This is a genomic window from Nocardia harenae NBRC 108248 (genome assembly GCF_001612885.1).
In the GTDB taxonomy this organism is placed as follows: domain Bacteria; phylum Actinomycetota; class Actinomycetes; order Mycobacteriales; family Mycobacteriaceae; genus Nocardia; species Nocardia harenae.
Genome location: NZ_BDBH01000007.1, coordinates 263,392 through 281,078, shown reverse-complemented (window position 1 = coordinate 281,078; position 17,687 = coordinate 263,392). Strand labels below are relative to the sequence as shown.

Genomic DNA, 17,687 nt, shown 5'->3' with positions numbered 1-17,687 from the left:
GTCTTCCAAACAGCCACTACAGATTAGCTGTTCCGAGTCCGAACACATGCCGAATTGATATGAAGCAGCGCATTTTTAGGCCGACCGGTTCGTGCTATAAGGCAAAACCGCAGCGGAGAGGGTATTCGGACCGGTCGGCTCGTTTTCTGATTCGAGCGTGTCGGATGACAACCGGCTACCTCTCAGCGATCGAAGAGGCCGACAGGAGAACCCGCCCGCGGCCATGACCCGACCGGTTGGTAGCCATTAGGTAGCCATATACGAAAGCGGCGCCGCCGGACCTGGGGGGAAGTCCGGCGGCGCCTACTCGAAGCGCGGCTCGCAGGGGGGTTCGAACCGCGATGCGGGCCAGCTCCCGGGGGGAGTAGCTGACCCATTGCCGATCGTACGCCGGACGCCCGGGATCTGGCGATTTTCGTCACCGAATCGACATATCAGGCCACGGAAACCGGCAAATCGCCCGGAAGTCGCGGCCGAACCGCGCACGTTGCCCGCCACGGAATGCGGACCTCGCCCGATCAGCCCTGCGTCAGCAGGCTCCGGAACCGGGACCTCTTGGTCGCGGGCAGCGCCGCGCCGCCGGGCCGCACCCGCGGCGCCCGCAGCCGGACCAGCCGGTCGAACTCGTCCGCGCCGCGCGGCGGCGTGCCGAGCAGCCCGGCATTGAAATCCGCCGCGAGCTGCCGCACCGTCTCCTGCGCGCACGACTTGTTGGTGCCGATGAATCCGGTCGGGCCGCGCTTGATCCAGCCGGTGACGTAGCTGCCGGTGACCGGCGCCCCGCCCGGTTCGGCGAGCACCCGCCCCGCCTCGTTCGGCACCACTCCGCGCGCCTCGTCGAAGGGCAGCCCCGGCACCGCGACCCCCCGGTACCCGACCGAGGTCAGCACCAGCCCGGCATCGATCCGCTCGACCTCGCCGGTCGGCACTGCGGCCACCCGGCCGTCCGCGCCGGCCGTCAGCACGGTGCGGGCGAGCTCCAGCCCGGTGACCCGGTCGGCGCCGAGGATCGCGGTCGGCGCGGCGAGGTAGCGGAAGGTGATCCGCCGCCGCGAGCCGACCGGGCGTTTCGCCACCTCGTGCAGCAGCCGCAGCTTCTGCTCGACCCGGTACGGCAGCTCGGCCGTGACCGGCGGCAGCTCGCCCTCGACCACGATGTCCACATCGGCACCGAGCAGCCCGACGAACTCGGGAACGGTGAAGGCGGACTCGGCCGGGCCGCGCCTGCCGAGCACCACCACCTCCTCGATCGTGCTCTCGCGCAGCGCGCGCAGCGCGTACGGCGCGATATCGGTGCCTGCGAGCGTCTCCGGGTCGGCGGTGAGGATCCGCGCGACGTCCAGCGCCACATTGCCGTTGCCGACGATCACGGCGCGCTTCCGGTCCAGGTCGAACCCGGCGTGCGCGTGGTCGGGGTGGCCGTTGTACCAGGCGACGAAATCGGTGGCGGAGACGGTGCCGGGCAGCCCCTCCCCCGGAATCCCGAGCTTGCGGTCGGTGGCGGCGCCGACGGCGTAGATCACCGCGTGGAAGTGGTCGCGCAGCTCGTCCGGGGCGATGTCGGCGCCGATCTCCACGTTCAGGTACGAGCCGAAGCCCGGCTGCGCGGAGATCACGTCGAAGAGCGCGCTGACCTGCCGCGTCCTGCCGTGGTCCGGCGCGACGCCGTGCCTGGCCAGGCCGTACGGCACCGGCAGCCGGTCGAGCACCGTCACCGCGACGTCCGGCTGGGTGAGCAGCTCGTCCGCGGCGTACATGGCGGACGGGCCGGAGCCGACGATCGCCACCCGCAGCGGGCCGCGCTCGGTCTCGATCCGCGCGGCAGGCACCGGCCGCGCCAGCAGCGGGCGCGGCCGGGGCTGGCGGTAGAAATCCGCGTTGATCTCGATGAACGGCTGCTGCTCCTGCGTCAGCTTCTTGCTGGAGGTGATGGCATCCACCGGGCAGGCCGAGGCGCAGGCGCCGCAGTCGACGCAGGCGGCCGGGTCGACGTAGAGCATCTCCGCGGTGGCGAAGTCCGGCTCGTCCGGCGTCGGGTGGATGCAGTTCACCGGGCAGGCGTAGACGCAGGAGGCGTCGCTGCAGCAGGACTGGGTGACGACGTAGGGCATATCAGGCGGTCTTCACCAGGCGCAGCGGCTCGGAGCGGAACCGGGTGACGTGGCCGTCGATGCCGAGCGCCTTCCACAGCCGCCGGGAGATCGGGTTCATCATGCCGATCTTCTCGGCCAGCATCCGGACGTCGCCGAAGTAGTCGGCGAAGACATGCTTGGCCTCGTCGGAGCCGTAGAACAGCTCCTTGCGCACCTCGTCGGGCACGTCGAACTCGTCGAAGAAGCTGCGCGGCGGGGTCGCGATGGCGCGGCCGAGGATCCACATGATCAGCGGCATGGCCAGCGAGAGCACGAAGCGCTGCCGGGCACTGCGCTCCGGCACGTGCTGCTCCAGGAACTCGTGCGCGAAGGAGATGTGCCGCGCCTCCTCGGCGACGTGGATCGCCATCACGCCGCGCATGATCGGATGAATGTCGTCGGTGGAGCGCAGGATGTCCTTCTGGATGTGGTCGATCGGCTCCTCGCCGGCCAGCACCGCCATGAAGAACAGATTCGGGAAGTTCACCGCGACCGGCACCGCGAGGTGCCGCAGCTGGCGCACCAGCGGGCCCATGCCCGGCACGTCGACACCGATCCGGTTCACCATCTCCTGGAACATCAGGGTGTGGTTGTGCTCCTCGATCATCTCGTGGGAGCAGTAGCGGAACTCCGGCGAGCCGTTCGGCAGCCCGAAGACGTGCTGCATCATGCCGCTGATCAGGATGGCCTCGAACTGCAGCCCGACCTTGGCGACATTCGCCTGGCGGTACTTGCCGATCTCGATCTGCCGCTCCTTCGGGAGCGAGGTGTACCAGGGGTGCCTGCCGAGCGGGTCGGCCGAGGGCGGCAGGATCCAGCGCTCCTCGCCCGCGTCCGCGGCGAAGTCCGGGTTGTCCCAGTCGATGTCTTCGAAGGGATCGAAGTTCTTGTTGACCGAGCCCTCCGACAGCAGCAGCAGCTTCGCGGCGTACTCCTTGGCTCGCGCGAGGTCGGAATCCGCGAAGGGCTTCTCGGCTGTCGACATCGTCGTCACTGCCTCTCGTAGTCGGCTTTACCTGTTCCCCATGGTTACACCTACACCAGGTAACGTCAAATACGAATTTGTCCGGCTCTGCCGGACGTGTTCGCGGCCCCGAGAAGTCTCGCCGCCGAGCACTCGAGACTCGCGGCTTTGCCGCATGCGCTTCGAGTGCTCGGCGGCGAGACGGGCCGCGAACGGGGCTCGTAATACTCGCCCCCTTGGAGGCGAGGATTATTTCGGCTAGACCTCCGGGATTCTGGTTGCCCGGACGTAGACGGTCTCGCCGTCGGCGAGACGCAGCGCCTCGGCGTCGCCCCTGGTGACCTGGGCGGCGAAGAGATCGCCGGTGGCGGCGTTCTTGAGCTCGACGCGGACCTCGAAGCCGAGGCGGACCACGCGCTCGACGGTGGCGCGGGTGACGCCGGAGGACTCCGCGGTGCCCTCGTGCTCGGCCTGCGCCATGCTCGGATCCCGGCCGACCCGGATGTCGTGCGGGCGCACCAGGTGGCCGTTGAGCCGCGCCACCTCGCCGAGGAAGGACATGACGAACTCGTTCGCGGGGCGGTCGTAGACGTCCTCCGGGCTGCCGACCTGTTCGATCCGGCCCTTGTTCATGACCGCGATCCGGTCGGCGACGTCCAGCGCCTCCTCCTGGTCGTGCGTGACCAGCACCGTGGTCACGTGCACCTCCTCGTGCAGCCGGCGCAGCCACTTGCGCAGGTCGGCGCGGACCTTGGCGTCGAGCGCGCCGAACGGCTCGTCCAGCAGCAGCACCTGCGGATCCACCGCGAGCGCGCGGGCCAGCGCCATGCGCTGCCGCTGGCCGCCGGAGAGCTGCGCGGGGTAGCGGTGCTGGAAACCGTCCAGCCCGACGATCCCGAGCAGCTCGTCCACCCGCTTGGCGATCTCCGGCTTCGGCCGCTTGCGAATGGTGAGCCCGAAGGCCACGTTGTCTCGCACGGTCATGTGCTTGAACGCCGCGTAGTGCTGGAACACGAAGCCGATATCGCGCTTCTGCGGCGGCACCCGGGTGACGTCGCGGTCGGCGATCACCACGACGCCGGAGTCCAGCGACTCCAGCCCGGCGATCGCGCGCAGCAGCGTCGACTTGCCGGAGCCGGAGGGGCCGAGCAGCGCGGTGAGCTCGCCCGCGGGAATCTCCAGCGTGACGTCGTCCAGTGCGGCGAACGTGCCGTAGTGCTTGTTCGCGTTGGTCACGGTGATCGTCATCGGGAGCTCCGCTTGCGGTCGAGGAGGGTCATGAGCAGCAGGGTGATCAGGGCGAGCCCCATCAGCACGGTGGCGGCGGAGTAGGCGCCGAACACGTTGTGGTCGTTGATGTATCGGCCGTGCACCAGCAGGGTCAGGGTGAGCGACTTGCCGGGCAGCGCGGAGGAGACCATGATCACCGCGCCGAACTCGCCGAGCGAGCGGGCGACGGTGAGCACGACGCCGTAGGTCAGCCCCCAGCGGATGGCGGGCAGCGTGATCCGCCAGAAGGTCTGCCAGCCGCTGGCGCCGAGCGTGGCCGCCGCCTGCTCCTGCTCGTCGCCGATCTCGCGGAGCACCGGCTCCACCTCGCGCACCACGAACGGCAGCGTCACGAAGATGGTCGCGATCACCATGCCCGGCAGCGCGAAGATGACGGTGATGCCGACGTTCGCCAGCCCGCTGAACCAGCCGCCGACGCCCCAGAGCAGGATCAGCGAGACGCCGACCACCACCGGCGAGACCGCGAACGGCAGGTCGACGATGCCCTGCACCAGGCTGCGCCCGGGGAACTTGCTGCGCACCAGCGCCAGCGCGGTGACGATGCCGAAGACGACGTTCACCGGCACCACGATCGCCAGGATGATCAGCGAGAGCTGGAACGCCGAGATCGCGGCGGGGGTGGTCACCGATTCGAAGAACGCCCCGATACCGCGCTCGAAGGTGCGCCAGAGAATGACCAGCAGCGGCAGCACCAGCAGCACGAAGAGGTAGCCGAGCGCGATCACGCGCAGCGAGAGCCGGGCCGGAAGGGAGAGTTTCATCGGCTCGCCGCCTCCCGCCGGGAGCTGCGCTCGGCCAGCAGCCGGAGCACGAGCAGGGACACGAAGGAGATCGCCAGCAGCGCCACCGACACCGCGGCCGCGTTCACCTGCCGGTCGATCTCGATCTGCTTCTGGATGTACTGCGACGCCATCTCGGTCTTGCGCGGGATATTGCCGCCGATCAGCACCACCGAGCCGTACTCGCCGATGGCGCGGGCGAAGGCGAGGCCGCCACCGCTGAGCACCGCGGGGGTGAGTGTGGGGAGCACGATCCGGCGGAAGGTGGTCCAGTTGCTCGCCCCGAGCGAGAGCGCGGCCTGCTCCACCTCGCGGTCGGCCTCGATGAGCACCGGCTGCACCGCGCGCACCACGAAGGGCAGCGTCACGAAGGCCAGCGCCACCACCAGGCCGGGCTGGGTGGCGTTGAGGTGGATGTCGACCGGGCTCTCCGGACCGTACAGCGAGAGCAGCACGATGCTGGCCACGATGGTCGGCAGCGCGAAGGGCAGGTCGATGAGCGCGTTGACCACCCCCTTGCCGCGGAAGTCGTCGCGGACGAGGACCCAGGCCACCAGCGTGCCCATCACCACGTTGAGCACCGCGACGATCACCGAGACGAGCACGGTGATGCGCAGCGAATCCAGCGCGGCGGGGGCGGTGACGGCGTCCCAGAAGCCGGACCAGCCGTCCTCGAAGGAGGTCACGGTGAGCGCGGCCAGCGGCAGCACCACGATGATGCTCAGCCACAGCACCGCGGTGCCGATGCCGAGCGGCCCCACCGACCCGGTCACCTTCAGCCAGGAGAGGTCCCGGCGCGGCTTCGCGGGTGCGGGGGCGGTGATCACGGCAGGGCCGGGCGCGGCGGGCGCCGCGACCGGCTCGGGAACCGGCGCGGCGGCCTCCGCGACATCGGCCTGCTTCGCCGCGGCGGCGGGTTCACTCTCGGGAACACCGGAGCCGGGCTCGCGCCCGGCTCCGGATGCACTGCTCTCGGTCACGATCGATCAGTATCCCGTGTGCTCCGAGTCACGCCGTCACTTGGTCGCGTTGTCGTAGATGACCGCGACCTTGCCGGTGTCCGCCGTGAACAGATCCTTGTCGACGGCCTTCCAGCCGCCGAGGTCGGCGATCGTCCACTCCTTCTGCGGGGCCGGGAAGTCGGCCTCGAACTCGGCGAAGACCGCCGGGTCGACCGGGCGGAAGCCGGCCGCGCCCCAGGCACGCTGGCCCTCGGTGGTGAACTGGAAGTCGCGGAACGCCTTGGCCTTCTCCAGGTTCGGGCTATTCTTCAGCACCGCGATCGGGTTCTCGATCTTGAAGGTGACCGGGGGGATCACGTGCTCGATCCGGTCGCCGTTGCGCTCCGAGAAGATGGCCTCGTTCTCGTAGCTGAGCAGCACGTCACCGGTGCCCTGCAGGAAGGTCTCGGTGGCCTCGCGACCGGACTTCGGCTGCACCTTCACATGCTCCGGCGAGACCAGCTGGGCGAGGTAGTCCAGCCCGGCCTGCGGATTTTTGCCGCCATCGGACTTGGCGGCGTACGGGGCGAGCAGGTTCCACTTGGCCGAGCCCGAGCTGAACGGGTTCGGGGTGACCACCTCGACGCCCGGCTTCAGCAGGTCGTCCCAGTCCCTGATGCCCTTGGGGTTGCCCTCGCGCACCACGATGGCGACCACGGAGCCGAACGGGATGCCCTTGTCGGCGCCTGCGTTCCAGCTCGCGTCGACCAGCCCGGCGTCGACCAGCCGAGTGATGTCGGGCTCCACCGAGAAGTTCACCACGTCGGCGGCGGCGCCGTCCTTGACCTTGCGGGACTGGTCGCCGGAGGCGCCGTAGGACTGCTGGACCTGCACGCCCGTGCCCGCGTCGGTCTTGTTGAACTCGGGAATCACCTTGTCGAAGCCGGGCTTCGGCACCGCGTAGGCGTAGAGGTTCAGCGTGCCACCGCTGCCGTCGGCGCCACCGCCGTCGGTGGAATCACTCGCGCCGCCGCCGCAGGCGGTGAGCGCGACGGCGGCGAGCGCCGTGAGGGCGACCGCGAGCGGCTTGCGACGGGACCGGGTACGACCGGCGAACAACGACCTGCGAGACATCGCTGGACCTTCCTGTGTGATCCACCGCGACGGTTGCTGGGGTGCGGCGGACATCCGAAACGACGCGCCGGATCGCGGAACGATCCGCTGATTCTCGGAGCCCCGTCGCCGGATGCGCGCCGGTTCATCGAACGGACGCGACGGTGACCCCGCAGCTCACCGACAGAGGATATCGGCGACCGCGAGATTGCCGACAGCGATCAACGCCAACTCATGGCGGACCAGCGGGACGGCACTCGGGGACACGGGCTGACTGTAGCAGAGCATCGACAGCTCAGGGGACCGCTAGCGGGCCAGCAGCCAGGCGACCACGATCAGCACCAGCAGCGCGACCAGGGCCAGCTGTACCCGCGAGCGCGGCATCAGCGCACCCCCGCCGGGCCCGCAGCGGTGGCCAGCGGCGGCCCGACGAACCCGGCCTGTCCGGCGGCGACGATCGGTGCGGTGCCGCCCGCGGCACCGGGCGAAGCCCCGGGCGCGGGGGACGGGTCGGCGAGGGCGGCGGAGCGGTCGGCCGGGGCGGACGCGCCCGGGGTCTCCCCCGGCTCCGGGGTGCGATCCCGGCCGAGCAGGTGCAGCACCGCGCGCAACGTGCGGTCCAGCCCCGTGGCGATGGCGACGCTGATCGGCACCATGCCGAGCAGCACGACGAGGAACTGCGGGATGAACGGCAACCCCGCCACCCAGAGTTCGAACCCGTCCCACCAGCCTGCGATCTGCTCCACGCCCCCACCCTAGTGGTCACCGCCGGTACCCGGAACGACCCGGCATCATGGTGGCATGGCGCCGACCGAAGATCTCGATCAGACCGCGACCAGCGACAGCCCCCCGGCCGTTGCCCCCACCGCGTCCGATGGCGGCGTCCTGCCCGCCGCGGCGGGCGGCGAGGTGCCGCTGCTCACCCCGACCACCGAGGCGCGGCGCTACGGCGCCTACCCGCCGATCGACGACTACGCCTTCCTCAGCGACTGCGAGACCACCTGTCTGATCGCCAGCAACGGCGCGGTGGAGTGGATGTGCGTGCCGCGCCCGGACTCGCCGAGCATCTTCGGCGCCATGCTCGACCGCAGCGCCGGGCACTTCCGGATCGGCCCGTACGGCCGCAATGTCCCCGCCGCCCGCCGCTACCTGCCCGGCGGGATGATCCTGGAGACCACCTGGCAGACCGAGACCGGCTGGCTCATCGTGCGGGACGCGCTGGTGCTCGGGCCGTGGCACAACAACGATCAGCGCAGCCGGACGCACCGGCGGACCCCCATGGACTGGGATGCCGAGCACCTGCTGCTGCGCACAGTGAAGTGCGTGAACGGCATCGTCGAGCTGGAGATGAGCTGCGAGCCCGCCTTCGACTACCACCGGGCCGCCGCGCACTGGGAGTACACCGGCAAGGTGTACGAGGAGGCGACCGCGACCATGGCGGCCGACCCGGGGGCCGGTCCGACGCTGACGCTCACGACGGACCTGCGGCTCGGGCTGGAGGGCAGGGAGGCGCGGGCGCGCACCAGGATGGTCGAGGGCGACGAGGTGTTCGTCGCGCTCACCTGGTCGGAGCTGCCCGCGCCGAAGAGCTTCGCCGAAGCGGCGGAGAAGATGTGGGCGACCATCGAGAGCTGGCGGCAGTGGGTCACGCTCGGCAAATTCCCCGACCACCCGTGGCGCAACTACCTGCAGCGCAGCGCGCTGACGCTGAAGGGGCTCACCTACGCGCCGACCGGCGCGCTGATGGCCGCGGGCACCACCTCGCTGCCGGAGACCCCGCACGGCGAGCGCAATTGGGACTACCGCTACAGCTGGGTGCGCGATTCCAGCTTCGCGCTCTGGGGACTCTACACCCTCGGCCTCGATCGCGAGGCCGACGACTTCTTCGCCTTCCTCAACGAGGTCACCACCGGCGAGGACGGCGAGCCCGTCCCGCTGCAGGTGCTCTACGGCATCGGCGGCGAGCGCGAGATCACCGAGAGCACCCTCGACCACCTGGCCGGGTACGACGGCGCCCGCCCGGTGCGGGTCGGCAATGCCGCCTACGACCAGGTGCAGCACGATATCTGGGGCACCATGCTCGACTCGGTGTATTTGCACGTGCGCTCCAGGCAGCAGGTGCCGGAGACGCTCTGGCCGCTGCTGGAGCGGCAGGTGCGGGCCGCGATCACGCACTGGCGGGAGCCGGACCGCGGGATCTGGGAGGTGCGCGGCGAGCCGCAGCACTTCACCTCGTCCAAGATCATGTGCTGGGTGGCGCTGGATCGCGGCGCGCGCCTGGCCGAGCTGCACGGCCTGGCCGAGCAGGCGAGCGAGTGGTCCGAGATCGCCGAGGAGATCAAGGCCGACGTGCTGGCCAACGGCGTGAACGCGGACGGCGTCCTCACCCAGGCCTACGGCAGCGACACCCTGGACGCCTCGCTGCTGCTCGCGGTACTGGTCCGCTTCCTGCCGCCGGACGACGACCGGATCCGGGCGACCGTGCTCGCCATCGCCGACGGGCTCACCGTGAACGGCCTGGTGCTGCGCTACCACACGCAGACCACCGACGACGGCCTCTCCGGCACCGAGGGCTCCTTCGCCATCTGCTCGTTCTGGCTGGTCTCCGCGCTGGTGGAGATCGGCGAGCTACAGCGCGCCACACACCTCTGCGAGCGGCTGCTCGGGCTGGCCAGCCCGCTGCGGCTCTACGCCGAGGAGATCGACCCGCGCAGCGGCAGGCACCTCGGCAACTTCCCGCAGGCCTTCACCCACCTGGCGCTGATCAACGCGGTGACGCACGTGATCCGGGCCGAGCAATCGCGCGACGGCGGCTACTTCCAGCCCGCGCACTCGCCGCCCGCGCCCGCGCGCTGAGGGGTCAGAAGGGCGCGAGCGCCTCGGCCCGGCCGCGCACGCCGCGCAGCTCGTCGAGGTGCCGCTCCAGCTCGGCGAGGCGCTCGGCGCGCCGGTGGCCGTAGCGGCCGTCGGCCTCCGAGGCCACCCGCAGCACCTCGTCGGCGCCGCGCAGCACCTCGGTGGCCAGCTCGGTGAAGTGGTCGCGCAGCGCGCGCTGCACCGCGCGCAGCCGGTTCCGCGACTCCTTGCCGACCTGGAAGACCACGTCGTCCATGAGCCGGGCCACCGCGACCTTCGCCTCGGCGCGGCGGCGCTGCTTGCGCGCTTTGCGGTCGTCCCAGAGCGCGTTCACGCCGAGCAGCACCCCGGCCCCGGCCGAGTACCAGTTCACCAGCGACATGCCGAGCAGGCTGGTGGCGAGGCCGACCATGAGGATGCCGCCGTAGGAGCCGCGCAGCGCGGAGAGGAACTGCTGGGTGACGCCGGGCTTGCCGCTCTCCAGCGGCTCCAGCGGGGCCACCTCCTGCAGCACCTCGCCGGGGTTGGCCAGCCGCAGGTCGGGCAGCGGCGGCATGCGGTGGTGCGCCGGGAACTTCCCCGCCACCTGCTCGCACAGCTCCACCGAGCGGTAGTGCGCGACCACGAAGTTCTCCTCGACCGCCTCGCAGATCCTGGCGTCCAGGTCGGCGGCGAACTCCTTCCAGCGCTTGGCCGGATCGTTCTCGGTGATCTCGGCCTCGGCGTCACGGACCAGGCTGCGCAGCCGGTGCCGCAGGTCGTGCTCGATATCGGCCATCAGCTCGGTGCTGCCGTCCACCAGCGTCACCTGCCAGTTGGCGGTGCGCTGCCGGAGCTGGTCGGCCTCGTCCCTGGCCAGCGATAGTCGCCGGGTGATCTCGGCGCGCCTGCGCGGGTCGCGCAGCGACTCCTGCTCGGTGCGCAGCGAGCCCTCCAGGTGCCCGGCGATCAGCCGGATGTCGCCGATGGCGGCATCCCTGGCCACCACGTCGGCGCGGGCGACGACGAAATCGCGCAGGTGGTCGACGAGCTGCGGCAGCCCGGACTCGATATCCCGGTGGTAGTCGCCGTCGGCGACCGCGTCCAGGTGCAGCTGCGCGGAGATCGGGGCGACCGCGAGGCCGAGCCCGGCCGAGTCGAGCAGGTCGCGGTTGCGCTGCTGCACCGCCGACCAGTGCGGATACTGGTCGATCTTGGTGAGCACGCAGACGACGGTCGGGCAGACCCGGTGGATGCGGTCGAGCTGCTCCAGCTGCTCGGCGTCGAACTCCGCGCCCGCGTCGGTCACGTAGAGCACCGCGTCGGCGGCGGCGATCATCGACCACGAGGTGTGGTCGTCGCCGGTCGAGCCGGGCGCGTCCATGAGCACGATGCCGTCGGCCAGGAACGGGCTCGGCTCGGTGTGCTCGACCCGGACCACGCCGTCGGTGGCGGCCAGCGCGGCGGCGACCCCGCCCGGGTCGATCGGGGCGCGCTCGGTGCGCCCCGGCGCGATCGATTTCACCAGCGTCGCAGCCGATTCCGTCGCGTACTCGACGATCACCGGGACGCCGTCGCCGTCGGTGCTGCTCACCGGGGCGCCGATCAGGCTGTTCACCACGGTGCTCATCCCGGACCTCGGCCGCCCGACCACCACCAGCCGCACCCGCGGATCGCTGAGCTTGGCCAGCGCCATGCCGATGCGGCCGTTCAGATCCTCGCGCCCCGCGAACCGGGCCGTCTCCCTGAGGTCCTCGAGGATCCGGATGAGCGGCGCCATGACCTCCGGATTCTTCGCCGTCGCTGCCTCAAGCCCGGCTACGGCAGACAAGCCGGTCTCCTCACTCTCGATCGTCGCGATGCCGACCGGCGCCGCGATGTTTCCAGCCATAGTGGTGCATCGGGCCGCCGTTCGCATCGGCGCGGTACGAAACCGCTAGGTCCGGCCTTTACAGCAGGGCGCCGTGGTGGTCGTCCGGCAGCAGGTGCAGCGGGTCACCGTGGCCGAGGGCGGCGGTGCCGCCGAATTCGCTCGCCGCCAGGGTGTGCGGGGCGTGGTGGGTCAGCGCGGGCAGCTGCCACCAGTGCCCGCTGCCGTCGTCCGCGATGCCGTGCGCGGTCGGCTTCGGCTGGGCGGCGGGGTTCTGCGGGGTCGGGATGGACGGATTGTCCACCGTGGGAACGGTACCGGGCTGATCCGCGGCGGGCGGATTCACCGGGGTCGGCACCGACTGCGTCGGCACGTCGACGGTCGGCACCGAACCCGTGCCGGGCGAGCCGGTCTCGCCGCCCGCGGTGGGGCGGCCGGTGCCGGGCGCGCCGGTCTCGCCGCCGCCGGTGGTGGGGCGGCCCGGCTCCGGCTGGTCCGGGGTGCTCGGCCGGGTCGGGGGCTCCGGTCGGGTCGTCGGGGCGGTGCTGCCCGCGCCGCCGGGGGTGGTGGCGTCGGCGCTCGGGGCGGTGCCGCCCTGGCTCGGGCGGGTGGGGCCGGAGTCGCCGGTGGGCGGGGTCCGGGTGACGGTGACGTCGGGGAGGGTGGTCGGCGCGGGCTTGGTGGTCACGCCGGTCTCGGCGCCCGGCCGGGTGGCAGGGGTGCTCGGCTCCACCGACGGCACCTGCACCGTGGTCCTGGTGACCGTGGTCGGCAGCCCGGTGCCCGGCGCGGCCGGATCCGAATGCGGCACGGTGTGATCCGTGCCCGGCTCCGGGCGCAGCGCGGGCTGCACCACGGCCGGGAAGAGCAGCGGCAGGTCGGCCGCGGGCGCGGTGAGCGGCGACGGGCCGGGCGGCGGCGCGAGCACATTGGCGATCGGGGTGCTCGCGGCATCCGGCTGGATGGTGGTCTGCAGCGGGGTCGCGGCCACCACCGGCGGCGCGGCCACGGCCGGGGCGACGGCGATCGGCACCGCGGCGGCCGGTGCCACCGGCGCGGGCTGCGGCGCGGGCGCGGTCGCGGCGTGGACCGGCGCGGGCGGCGGCGCGAAGCCCGCGCCCGCGGGCGCACCCGCGCTCGAGCCGCCGAGCCCGGAGTTCAGCCCCGAGCCACTGGTTCCCGGCAGCGCGCCCTCGGTGCCGGTGCGCCCGGTGCCGGGCGTGGCGCCGAGCCACTCGCCGAAGCGGTCGAGCTGGTCGCCGATGCCGGTGCCGGCGGCGGTCTCCACCGTGACGCCCGCGGAGGCCTCCACCCGCAGGTCGGTGTAGAGGTACGCGCCCTGCGGCCCGAGGCCGAAGTCGACGGTGAAGTGCGTATCGATCTCCGCGCCCGCCTCGACGCCGACGTACACGCCGAAGGGGTCGCTCCCGATGCCGTCGAAGAGCCCGCCGCCGAAACCCGTTCCGAGCGTGCCGGAGTCGTGGTGTCCGTGCTGGCCGTCCCCGGTGCGCACCGCGTCGGCGTCCGACATCCGGGACAGCCCGAGCGGATCGGCGCCGGGTGCGGTGAAAGTGATGTCGCCCGTGCCGAAGCCGTGCCCGGCCTGGCCGAGGCCGTGCGCCGGGAGGCCGAACCCATGGGCCTGGTCGTCGTCCTCGGGCCTGCCGCCGATCCCCTCCCACCAGCTCGGCATCTCGGGCGCCTGCAAGAGCGGCGTCCCGGTGCCTGGCAGCTCGAACTCGTGCCCGGACCAGCCGGGGGTCGGCGCTACCGCGGCCGAATCCCAGCCCGGGGTGAGCGGGATCTGGCCGGCACCGGGCGCGTGGCCGAACTCGAGCCCGGGGGCCGTCGCGCCCTCCCGGCCCGGCGTGGGCGGGACGGCGGCGACCATGCTGTCGGTGCCGCTCGGCGGCGTGCCGAAGCGGAGCCCCGGCACCGGCAGCGTGGCCTCGGTCACCGGAAGCGGGGCGTTCGGCTCCGGGTGCTGCGCGGCGGTGGCCGGGCCCGGGTCCGGAAAGGTCAGCACCGGGCTCGGGACATCGGGATCCGGATCGCTGCTCCGCGCCCAGCCCGCGTTCCAGCTGTCCAGGTGCTGCTCCGACCCCGGCTGCGCGGGCACCCCGCCGCCATTGGCCGCGACCAGCGCGCCGCCGGTGACGTAGGCGCCCGCGCGCGCGGTGCGCGCGACGCCGTTGGCCACCCGGTATGCGGTGTCCCCGCCCCCGCGCGGCTCGTCGTCGTCGAAGGGCAGATCACGCGTCATTGAAGCTCCAGCTCTCGATTTCCTGCGACGCGCCACAGCGGACGCTCCGCGGAGTCGGGCCCCACCCTATTTCGCGGGGCCGGAGCTGTCATATTCTCCAGCGCTCGGTTGGGGCGGGCACCCCTACCTTGCCAAAGCCGGGAGTTGAACGAAAGCCCGTTTTCGTCCGATTTTTCGGACCGCGGGTCCGCTCCTACTTCTTGTCCTTCGGTTTGTCGGCCGCGGCGTCCGAGGAGAGCGCGGCCACGAAGGCCTCCTGCGGCACCTCCACCCGGCCGATCGTCTTCATCCGCTTCTTGCCTTCCTTCTGCTTCTCCAGCAGCTTGCGCTTGCGGCTGATGTCGCCGCCGTAGCACTTGGCGAGCACGTCCTTGCGGATGGCCCTGATGTTCTCGCGCGCAATGATCTTCGAGCCGATGGCGGCCTGGATCGGCACCTCGAACTGCTGGCGCGGGATGAGCTCGCGCAGCTTGGTGGTCATCTTGTGGCCGTACCCCTGCGCGGCGTCCCGGTGCACGATGGCGCTGAACGCGTCCACCGCCTCGCCCTGCAGCAGGATGTCCACCTTGACCAGCTGCGACACCTGCTCGCCCGACTCCTCGTAGTCGAGACTGGCGTAGCCGCGGGTGCGCGACTTCAGCGAGTCGAAGAAGTCGAAGATGATCTCCGCCATGGGCAGCGTGTAGCGCAGCTCGACCCTGGTCTCGGAGAGGTAGTCCATGCCGCCGAGCTCGCCGCGGCGGGACTGGCACAGCTCCATGATCGAGCCGATGAACTCGCTCGGCGAGATGATGGTGCACTTCACCACCGGCTCGTATACCGAGCGCACCTTGCCCTCCGGCCAGAACGAGGGGTTGGTCACCACGTGCTCGGCGCCGTCCTCCATGTCCACCCGGTACACCACGTTCGGCGCGGTGGAGATCAGCTCCAGGTCGAATTCGCGCTGCAGCCGCTCGCGGGTGATCTCCATGTGCAGCAGCCCGAGGAAGCCGCAGCGGAAGCCGAAGCCGAGCGCCACCGACGTCTCCGGGGCGTAGGTCAGCGCGGCATCGTTGAGCTGGAGCTTCTCCAGCGCGTCGCGCAGGTCCGGGTAGTCCGAGCCGTCCACCGGGTAGAGCCCGGAGTAGACCATCGGGCGCGGCTCGCGGTAGCCGGTGAGCGGCTCGGCGGCGCCGTTGCGGGCGGCGGTCACGGTGTCGCCGACCTTGGACTGCCGCACGTCCTTCACGCCGGTGATCAGGTAGCCGACCTCGCCGACGCCGAGCCCGGCGGTCGGCTTGGGCTCCGGCGAGACGATGCCGATCTCCAGCAGCTCGTGGGTGGCCCCGGTGGACATCATCTTGATCTTCTCGCGCGGGGTCAGCTTGCCGTCCACCACGCGCACGTAGGTGACGACGCCGCGGTAGGTGTCGTAGACCGAGTCGAAGATCATGGCGCGCGCGGGGGCGTCTGCCTCCCCCTGCGGCGCGGGCACCTGTCTGACCACCTCGTTCAGCAGTTCCGGCACGCCGACGCCGGTCTTGCCGGAGACCCGGAGCACGTCGTCCGGCTCGCAGCCGATGATGTGCGCGATCTCGGCGGCGTAGCGGTCCGGGTCGGCGGCGGGCAGGTCGATCTTGTTCAGCACCGGGATGACCGTCAGGTCCTTGTCCAGCGCCAGGTACAGGTTCGCCAGCGTCTGCGCCTCGATGCCCTGCGCCGCGTCGACCAGCAGCACCGCGCCCTCGCAGGCCTCCAGCGCGCGCGACACCTCGTAGGTGAAGTCGACGTGGCCCGGGGTGTCGATCAGGTGCATGACGTAGTCGGCGCCGTCCAGCTGCCACGGCAGCCGGACGTTCTGCGCCTTGATGGTGATGCCGCGCTCGCGCTCGATGTCCATGCGGTCGAGGTACTGCGCGCGCATCTGCCGCTCCTCGACCACTCCGGTGAGCTGCAGCATCCGATCGGCCAGCGTCGACTTGCCGTGATCGATGTGGGCGATGATGCAGAAGTTCCGGATCCGGGACGGATCGGTGAACGTGGTGTCGGCGAAGCTGGCTGGCACTCCACTCCTCTGCTCTGGTCTGCGGCGAACGCGCACCATCGTCCCACGAGTGCGGTGGAGCCCCCGTCAGCGGTTCGTTATTCTTCCGGGATGGCCCGCACGTGGAACTCCATCGGCAAGCAGCTCGGCACCATCGCGAAGCAGCAGGGCCCGAAGATCGTCAGGCAGCAGGGACCGAAAATCGCGGAGCGGCTGCTCGGTTCGCTCTCCGGTACCCGGCGCCGGAACGTCTCGGTGCGGCCAACCGCCTCGGTACCGGTGCCCACCGCCGAGCGTGCCAGGCAGATCGTCTACGCCCCGCAGCTGGACGGCCGCGCCGACCCCGGCGAGATCGTCTGGACCTGGGTGCCCTTCGAGGAGGATCCGAGCAACGGCAAGGACCGCCCGGTGCTCGTGGTCGGCCGGGACCGGCGCACCCTGCTCGGGCTGATGCTCTCCTCCAACGCCGAGCGCGCGCACGATTCGGACTGGATCGGCATCGGCAGCGGCAGCTGGGACCACGACGGCAGGCCCAGCTGGGTCCGGTTGGACCGGGTGCTCGACGTGCCGGAGGCGGGCATCCGGCGCGAGGGCGCGGTGCTGGCGCGCAAGACCTTCGACCTGGTCGCGCACCGCTTGGTCACCGAGTACGGCTGGCACTGAGCCGGGTCGTCAGGCGATGACGTCGCGCGAGCGGCCGAAGAGCAGCCCGTAGAGCAGCGCGCCGAGCACCCCGCCGAGCAGCGGGAACACGATGAAGGCCCAGAGCTGCCCCATCGCGCCGTCCTGGTACGGCGCGACCGCGATGCTGCGCGCCGGGTTCACCGAGGTGTTGTCCACCGGGATCGAGATCAGGTGGATGACGGCCAGCGTGAAGCCGATCGAGATGCCTGCCAGCGGCAGGTCGGAGATCCGATCGGTGGAGGCGAGCACCACGAAGACCAGCAGCGCGGTCAGCATGACCTCGACGATGATCATCGCGGCCATGCCGTAGCCGTCCTCGATCACCACCATGCCGAGCGGGCCGGTGGTGGCCGACGGGCTGTGGCTGCCCCAGCCGTTGGCGCCGAGGCCGTCCACCGCGCGGTCGTAGCTGGGCAGGTTCTTGGCCAGCGCGAAGAGCACCAGCCCGGCCAGCAGCCCGCCGATCAGCTGGGCGATCCAGTAGCCGACCGCGCTCACCACGCTCAGCCGACCGAGCAGCAGTTGCCCGAGGGTCACCGCGGGGTTGACATGACAGCCGGAGATCGGGCCGATCGCGTAGACCAGGAAGAGCAGGGTGAGGCCGAAGGCGAGCGCGACGCCGAGTGCCCCGACCCGCTGCCCGGCCAGCACGGCGGTGCCGACACCGCCGATCACCAGGGTGAAGGTGCCGAATGCCTCGGCGCCCCACTTCTTCGCGTCGGGAATCGGCCGCTGCTCGACGGCTTCTTCGACGATTTCCTGTGCCGTGGGAGACATACCGCCACCTCTGCTT

15 protein-coding genes are annotated in these 17,687 nt (G+C 71.2%); 3 read left to right on the top strand and 12 right to left on the bottom strand.

What is annotated here, in order from left to right; translation table 11 throughout:
• Positions 1-518: 518 nt before the first annotated feature.
• The 8 genes from NH2_RS16910 to NH2_RS30200 all read right to left on the bottom strand — a co-directional run bounded on the left by NH2_RS16910 (position 519) and on the right by NH2_RS30200 (position 7,965).
• Positions 519-2,111 carry an FAD-dependent oxidoreductase gene (locus NH2_RS16910; protein ID WP_067654616.1) on the bottom strand — a complete coding sequence of 531 codons (1,593 nt, stop codon included), beginning with the start codon at positions 2,109-2,111 and terminating at the stop codon, positions 519-521.
• 1 nt (position 2,112) lies between these two features.
• Complete coding sequence (locus NH2_RS16905; RefSeq protein WP_067654614.1) at positions 2,113-3,117, bottom strand: AurF N-oxygenase family protein; 1,005 nt, start codon at positions 3,115-3,117, stop codon at positions 2,113-2,115.
• A gap of 237 nt (positions 3,118-3,354) precedes the next feature.
• Positions 3,355-4,344, bottom strand: coding sequence for a sulfate/molybdate ABC transporter ATP-binding protein (locus NH2_RS16900; RefSeq protein WP_067654612.1), 990 nt, complete (start codon positions 4,342-4,344; stop codon positions 3,355-3,357).
• Entirely contained in the window at positions 4,341-5,147 is an 807-nt protein-coding gene (gene cysW, locus NH2_RS16895) for a sulfate ABC transporter permease subunit CysW (protein WP_067654610.1), read from the bottom strand. Before cysW ends, NH2_RS16900 begins: the two co-directional genes overlap by 4 nt.
• Complete coding sequence (cysT, locus tag NH2_RS16890; protein WP_067655731.1) at positions 5,144-5,992, bottom strand: sulfate ABC transporter permease subunit CysT; 849 nt, start codon at positions 5,990-5,992, stop codon at positions 5,144-5,146. The genes cysW and cysT overlap by 4 nt, the downstream gene beginning before the upstream one ends.
• 189 nt (positions 5,993-6,181) lie before the next feature.
• A complete protein-coding gene (locus NH2_RS16885; protein ID WP_067654608.1) occupies positions 6,182-7,240 on the bottom strand; it encodes a sulfate ABC transporter substrate-binding protein in 1,059 nt (352 codons plus the stop codon).
• A 156-nt stretch (positions 7,241-7,396) separates the two neighbouring features.
• Positions 7,397-7,507 (bottom strand): Ms4533A family Cys-rich leader peptide, encoded by a 111-nt coding sequence (locus NH2_RS30315; RefSeq protein WP_439951753.1) that lies wholly within the window; start codon positions 7,505-7,507, stop codon positions 7,397-7,399.
• A gap of 95 nt (positions 7,508-7,602) precedes the next feature.
• On the bottom strand, positions 7,603-7,965 hold the full coding sequence (locus NH2_RS30200; RefSeq protein WP_067654606.1) for a hypothetical protein: 363 nt from the start codon (positions 7,963-7,965) through the stop codon (positions 7,603-7,605).
• Positions 7,966-8,020: 55 nt separating this feature from the next.
• On the opposite strand from NH2_RS30200, the gene NH2_RS16875 reads away from it, so the two are divergent.
• Positions 8,021-10,075, top strand: a complete 2,055-nt coding sequence (locus NH2_RS16875; protein ID WP_084505608.1) for a glycoside hydrolase family 15 protein — start codon at positions 8,021-8,023, stop codon at positions 10,073-10,075.
• Positions 10,076-10,079: 4 nt separating this feature from the next.
• Here the strand turns inward: NH2_RS16875 and NH2_RS16870 are convergent, their stop codons facing one another.
• Entirely contained in the window at positions 10,080-11,834 is a 1,755-nt protein-coding gene (locus tag NH2_RS16870) for a dynamin family protein (protein ID WP_245650615.1), read from the bottom strand.
• On the opposite strand from NH2_RS16870, the gene NH2_RS29250 reads away from it, so the two are divergent.
• Entirely contained in the window at positions 11,833-11,994 is a 162-nt protein-coding gene (locus NH2_RS29250) for a hypothetical protein (RefSeq protein ID WP_169811497.1), read from the top strand. The genes NH2_RS16870 and NH2_RS29250 overlap by 2 nt on opposite strands.
• A gap of 9 nt (positions 11,995-12,003) precedes the next feature.
• Here NH2_RS29250 and NH2_RS16865 read toward each other — a convergent pair whose 3' ends face one another.
• Together NH2_RS16865 and lepA are read right to left on the bottom strand one after the other, a co-directional pair.
• On the bottom strand, positions 12,004-14,187 hold the full coding sequence (locus tag NH2_RS16865; protein ID WP_067654604.1) for a hypothetical protein: 2,184 nt from the start codon (positions 14,185-14,187) through the stop codon (positions 12,004-12,006).
• A gap of 193 nt (positions 14,188-14,380) precedes the next feature.
• Positions 14,381-16,270 carry a translation elongation factor 4 gene (gene lepA / locus NH2_RS16860; RefSeq protein WP_067654602.1) on the bottom strand — a complete coding sequence of 630 codons (1,890 nt, stop codon included), beginning with the start codon at positions 16,268-16,270 and terminating at the stop codon, positions 14,381-14,383.
• Between the two features lie 51 nt (positions 16,271-16,321).
• On the opposite strand from lepA, the gene NH2_RS16855 reads away from it, so the two are divergent.
• Positions 16,322-16,873, top strand: coding sequence for a type II toxin-antitoxin system PemK/MazF family toxin (locus NH2_RS16855; RefSeq protein WP_067654600.1), 552 nt, complete (start codon positions 16,322-16,324; stop codon positions 16,871-16,873).
• A gap of 9 nt (positions 16,874-16,882) precedes the next feature.
• Here the strand turns inward: NH2_RS16855 and NH2_RS16850 are convergent, their stop codons facing one another.
• Positions 16,883-17,671, bottom strand: coding sequence for an aquaporin (locus tag NH2_RS16850; protein WP_067654598.1), 789 nt, complete (start codon positions 17,669-17,671; stop codon positions 16,883-16,885).
• Between the last annotated feature and the right edge of the window lie 16 nt (positions 17,672-17,687).

What these genes read in the sequence shown, in the direction of transcription:
- NH2_RS16910 (WP_067654616.1), bottom strand. Translation starts at nt 2,111, where the DNA reads ATGCCCTACGTCGTCACCCAGTCCTGCTGCAGCGACGCCTCCTGCGTC.
- NH2_RS16905 (WP_067654614.1), bottom strand. Translation starts at nt 3,117, where the DNA reads ATGTCGACAGCCGAGAAGCCCTTCGCGGATTCCGACCTCGCGCGAGCC.
- NH2_RS16900 (WP_067654612.1), bottom strand. Translation starts at nt 4,344, where the DNA reads ATGACGATCACCGTGACCAACGCGAACAAGCACTACGGCACGTTCGCC.
- cysW (WP_067654610.1), bottom strand. Translation starts at nt 5,147, where the DNA reads ATGAAACTCTCCCTTCCGGCCCGGCTCTCGCTGCGCGTGATCGCGCTC.
- NH2_RS16885 (WP_067654608.1), bottom strand. Translation starts at nt 7,240, where the DNA reads ATGTCTCGCAGGTCGTTGTTCGCCGGTCGTACCCGGTCCCGTCGCAAG.
- NH2_RS30315 (WP_439951753.1), bottom strand. Translation starts at nt 7,507, where the DNA reads ATGCTCTGCTACAGTCAGCCCGTGTCCCCGAGTGCCGTCCCGCTGGTC.
- NH2_RS16875 (WP_084505608.1), top strand. Translation starts at nt 8,021, where the DNA reads ATGGCGCCGACCGAAGATCTCGATCAGACCGCGACCAGCGACAGCCCC.
- NH2_RS29250 (WP_169811497.1), top strand. Translation starts at nt 11,833, where the DNA reads ATGACCTCCGGATTCTTCGCCGTCGCTGCCTCAAGCCCGGCTACGGCA.
- NH2_RS16870 (WP_245650615.1), bottom strand. Translation starts at nt 11,834, where the DNA reads ATGGCGCCGCTCATCCGGATCCTCGAGGACCTCAGGGAGACGGCCCGG.
- NH2_RS16865 (WP_067654604.1), bottom strand. Translation starts at nt 14,187, where the DNA reads ATGACGCGTGATCTGCCCTTCGACGACGACGAGCCGCGCGGGGGCGGG.
- lepA (WP_067654602.1), bottom strand. Translation starts at nt 16,270, where the DNA reads ATGGTGCGCGTTCGCCGCAGACCAGAGCAGAGGAGTGGAGTGCCAGCC.
- NH2_RS16855 (WP_067654600.1), top strand. Translation starts at nt 16,322, where the DNA reads ATGGCCCGCACGTGGAACTCCATCGGCAAGCAGCTCGGCACCATCGCG.
- NH2_RS16850 (WP_067654598.1), bottom strand. Translation starts at nt 17,671, where the DNA reads ATGTCTCCCACGGCACAGGAAATCGTCGAAGAAGCCGTCGAGCAGCGG.